The sequence below is a fragment of the Streptomyces sp. NPDC007162 genome (assembly GCF_040634175.1).
Lineage (GTDB): Bacteria > Actinomycetota > Actinomycetes > Streptomycetales > Streptomycetaceae > Streptomyces.
In genome coordinates, this window is the sequence record NZ_JBEYFC010000673.1 from 1 (window position 1) to 4102 (window position 4102).

At 70.4% G+C, this 4102-nt stretch carries 5 protein-coding genes; 4 read left to right on the forward strand and 1 reads right to left on the reverse strand.

Annotated elements, in window-relative coordinates; translation table 11 throughout:
- Window positions 1–37: 37 nt before the first annotated feature.
- Window positions 38–280 (reverse strand): mycoredoxin, encoded by a 243-nt coding sequence (locus ABZ646_RS41790; RefSeq protein WP_046730473.1) that lies wholly within the window; start codon window positions 278–280, stop codon window positions 38–40.
- Window positions 281–470: 190 nt separating this feature from the next.
- On the opposite strand from ABZ646_RS41790, the gene ABZ646_RS41795 reads away from it, so the two are divergent.
- The 4 genes from ABZ646_RS41795 to ABZ646_RS41810 all read left to right on the forward strand — a co-directional run bounded on the left by ABZ646_RS41795 (window position 471) and on the right by ABZ646_RS41810 (window position 4012).
- A complete protein-coding gene (locus ABZ646_RS41795) occupies window positions 471–2666 on the forward strand; it encodes an ATP-dependent DNA helicase UvrD2 (protein ID WP_360531578.1) in 2196 nt (731 codons plus the stop codon).
- 163 nt (window positions 2667–2829) lie between these two features.
- On the forward strand, window positions 2830–3150 hold the full coding sequence (locus tag ABZ646_RS41800) for a hypothetical protein (protein WP_360531581.1): 321 nt from the start codon (window positions 2830–2832) through the stop codon (window positions 3148–3150).
- A gap of 170 nt (window positions 3151–3320) precedes the next feature.
- Window positions 3321–3689 carry a WhiB family transcriptional regulator gene (locus ABZ646_RS41805; protein WP_010984500.1) on the forward strand — a complete coding sequence of 123 codons (369 nt, stop codon included), beginning with the start codon at window positions 3321–3323 and terminating at the stop codon, window positions 3687–3689.
- Window positions 3686–4012 carry a hypothetical protein gene (locus tag ABZ646_RS41810; RefSeq protein ID WP_360531584.1) on the forward strand — a complete coding sequence of 109 codons (327 nt, stop codon included), beginning with the start codon at window positions 3686–3688 and terminating at the stop codon, window positions 4010–4012. Before ABZ646_RS41805 ends, ABZ646_RS41810 begins: the two co-directional genes overlap by 4 nt.
- Window positions 4013–4102 lie beyond the last annotated feature (90 nt).

Here is a 4102-nt window from a genome sequence, read left to right on the forward strand (position 1 = left end):
GTCCCTGACCCGGTCAGGGACCGCCTTCGCGGAAGGTCTACGCGCCGATCTTCTGCTTCACCTGGGCCAGCGAAGGGTTCGTCAGCGTCGAACCGTCGCCGAAGAGCACGGTCGGCACCGTCTGGTTTCCGCCATTCGCCTTCTCCACGAACGCGGCCGACTCCGGGTCCTGCTCGATGTTGATCTCGGTGTACGCGATGCCCTCGCGGTCCATCTGGCTCTTCAGCCGACGGCAGTAACCGCACCACGTGGTGCTGTACATCGTCACAGTGCCCTGCATCTCGCTCGCGCTCCTTCTGGCAGCTCGGGAAGGTCGTCCAGAGAAAGAACGTAGGCGACCCACCCACCATTCCCGCGCGCCATTCCCGCAGCACCGGCCCGACACGACGCCTGCCGCATGAGTACGACTGCAAGGGGCTGCCTGTGGACAACCGGCACGGCCGTCTCGGGCGACCTGGCAGCATGGCTGTGTGACAGCAGCAACGCACTCCTCCCTCTTCCCGCCGGTACCGGACTCTGCCGACGCGGTGCTCGAAGGGCTCGACCCCGAGCAGCGCGAGGTGGCGACCGCCCTGCACGGTCCGGTGTGCGTGCTGGCCGGCGCCGGCACCGGCAAGACGCGGGCGATCACCCACCGGATCGCCTACGGGGTGCGGGCCGGCATCCTCCAGCCGTCCAGTGTGCTCGCCGTCACCTTCACCAACCGCGCCGCCGGGGAGATGCGCGGTCGGCTGCGCCAGCTCGGCGCCCAAGGCGTGCAGGCCCGCACCTTCCACTCGGCCGCGCTGCGTCAGCTCCAGTTCTTCTGGCCGAAAGCGATCGGTGGCTCACTGCCCCGGCTCGTCGACCGCAAGGTCCAGCTCGTCGCCGACGCGGCCGCCGCCTGCCGCATCCGTCTCGACCGGGGCGAGCTGCGGGACGTGACCGCCGAGATCGAGTGGTCCAAGGTCACCCAGACCGTCCCCGCCGACTACCCGCTCGCCGCCGTGAAGGCCGGCCGGGAGACCCCGCGCGACCCTGCCGAGATCGCCCAGCTCTACTCCGTCTACGAGGACCTCAAGCGCAGCCGTGCGGTCATCGACTTCGAGGACGTCCTGCTGCTGACGGTCGGCATCCTGCAGGACCGGCACGACATCGCCGAGCAGGTGCGCGCCCAGTACCAGCACTTCGTCGTCGACGAGTACCAGGACGTCAGCCCCCTCCAGCAGCGCCTGCTGGAGCTGTGGCTGGGCGAGCGCGACAGCCTGTGTGTGGTCGGCGACGCCAGCCAGACCATCTACTCGTTCACAGGAGCAACCCCCGACCATCTGCTCGACTTCCGCACCCGCCACCCCGGGGCCACGGTCGTCAAGCTGGTCCGCGACTACCGCTCCACCCCCCAGGTCGTCCACCTCGCCAACGGTCTGCTGGCCCAGGCCAGCGGCCGGGCCGCCGACCACCGGCTGGAACTGGTCTCCCAGCGCCCCGCGGGACCCGAGCCCGTCTACACCGAGTACGCCGACGAACCCGCCGAGGCGGAGGGCGCCGCCCGCCGCATCCGGGAGCTCATGGGCGCCGGCGTCCCGGCCGCCGAGATCGCCGTCCTGTTCCGGACGAACTCCCAGTCCGAGACGTACGAGCAGGCGCTCGCCGACGCCGGGGTGTCCTACCAGCTGCGCGGCGCCGAGCGGTTCTTCGACCGGCCCGAGGTGCGCAAGGCGGGCGTCTCCCTGCGTGCCGCGGCCCGTTTCGGCGGCAACGACGCACTGCTCGACGCCGTCGTGGACCTGCCCTCCCAGGTGCGGGCGGTCCTCTCCGGCGAGGGCTGGACCACCGAGCCCCCGGCCGGCTCCGGCGCCGTCAGGGAGCGCTGGGAGTCACTGGCCGCCCTGGTCAACCTCGCCCACGACGTCGCCGCCGCCCGGCCCGCCGCCACCCTCGCCGACTTCGTCGCCGAACTCGACGAGCGTGCGGGCGCCCAGCACGCCCCGACCGTCCAGGGCGTCACGCTCGCCTCCCTGCACTCGGCGAAGGGCCTGGAGTGGGACGTCGTCTTCCTGGTCGGTGTCGCCGAGGGCATGATGCCGATCACCTATGCGAAGACCGACGAGCAGGTCGAGGAGGAACGCCGTCTCCTCTACGTCGGTGTGACCCGCGCCAGGGAACGGCTCCATGTCTCCTGGTCCCTCTCCCGCAGCCCCGGCGGCAGAGCCAACCGCAGGCCCAGCCGCTTCCTGGACGGCCTGCGCCCGGGCTCCACCGCCACCGTCGGCCGTGGCACGGGCACCGGTGGCGGAGGAGTCGAACGCGGCTTCGGCGGCGGCCCCGTCGCCGCGCCCCGGCGCTCCCAGCGCACCCCGGCCCGCTGCCGGGTCTGCGGACGCACGCTGACCGACGCGGGCGAGATGAAGCTGATGCGCTGCGACGACTGCCCGTCCGACATGGACGAGGGCCTCTACGAACGGCTGCGTGACTGGCGTGCGGACCAGGCCAGGCTCAGCGGCCAGCCCGCCTTCTGCGTCTTCACCGACCGGACGCTGATGGCCATCGCGGAGAGCGCTCCGGACGACGATCGCGAACTGGCCCGCATCCCGGGCGTCGGCACGCGCAAGCTCACCCGTTACGGCGCCGATGTTCTGGCCATCTGCGCAGGTCGGCAGCCTGGGGGAGCAGATGTCGACGACTGATGCGAACTCGTCGAAAAAATAGTTTGCGCATGCGCCAGCAATCCCCATAGGTTCTAAGCACGGAAGCGGCGGCCTTCTCGAAGGCCCGGTTCCGTGTTGTACTTGCATATCCGAGTGGGCTGGCTCACCCCAGTCCCCTAGACGCCGAGAGGAGGCGAGTCCAGTGATCAGCATCAAGACCACCATCAGCGCGGCCAAAATGACCGATCTCTCGGCCGTCTCCGTGTGCATGCTCGGCGTCTCGAACCTGGGCACCGGTCTGTCCGGCATCTCTGCCGTGCGTCCGGCGTCCTCCGTTGTCTCTCTCGCGGGTCTTCCCGTCCGTGAGGGCAACGAGCGACCGACCCAGGCGCTGGAAGCAGTAAAGGCACAGGCCAAGGCCTATGCCTTTACGGCAGCCGGTGCCGAAGACCGGAAGCAGACGACGCAGCACCACCTGATGTGGGCCTTCCGTGGGCCAGAACCCTGGAGTGATCCAGCCTGATCGATCAGGCCGGCGCCTTCAGGGCCGCGGAACCCCATCCGGGATCCGCGGCCCTTCTGTTTTCCCCGAACGGGGAGAGCGGAGCGAAGGGGCCTCGGGGCAAGAGCAGAACCCGGTACCAGCCGCCAACCGGTCCACCGACCGGAACGACCAGACGAGGAAGAACATCCGTGCAACTCGAAGCGCACGCCCCGTCCGTACCGCCTTCCGAAACGATCCCCCCGCCCGGCCTCACGGAGGACTCCACCTTGATCCCGCTCACCGCGCTCACCGCGCTCGACGACGCCATCGAGAACCTCGGCGTACCCGTCCCCTGCCGCTCCTACGACCCGGAGGTCTTCTTCGCCGAGTCGCCGGCCGACGTCGAGTACGCCAAGTCCCTCTGCCGCACCTGCCCGCTGATCGAGGCCTGCCTCGCCGGTGCCAAGGAGCGGCGTGAGCCCTGGGGCGTCTGGGGTGGCGAGCTGTTCGTCCAGGGGGTCGTCGTCGCCCGCAAGCGGCCGCGTGGCCGCCCGCGCAAGAACCCGGTCACGGCATGAACATCCTCGGAACGATCGACCGCCCCCTCACGCACGACCCCAAGAAGCAGGCCCCGATGAAGCCGTCCACCAGCGAGCCCGCAGGCTCCGCGACCCCAGACTTCACCACTGCCGGTGCCGCCACCGGCTCGCGTCAGAACAGGACCCGAGAGATGCAACTCATCCCAGAAGCCTTGGCTCGTGCGCATATGCGCGAGCGACTGCACGAGGCCGAGCGGGAACGTCAGGCCGCGCGCCTGGCGACCGCTCGCCGGATGCAGCGCAGGGCGGAGCGCGCCTCGCGGCGTGCCCGGCGTGCGCTCGCCATCGCCGTGATGCAGTGATCCCGAACACCTGAAGCGGTGGCTCCCCTGCCGAGGGGGGGGCGAAAGCTCTCCCGCGGGGCTCGCCGAAGCGCTGGCGGCCGTCCACGC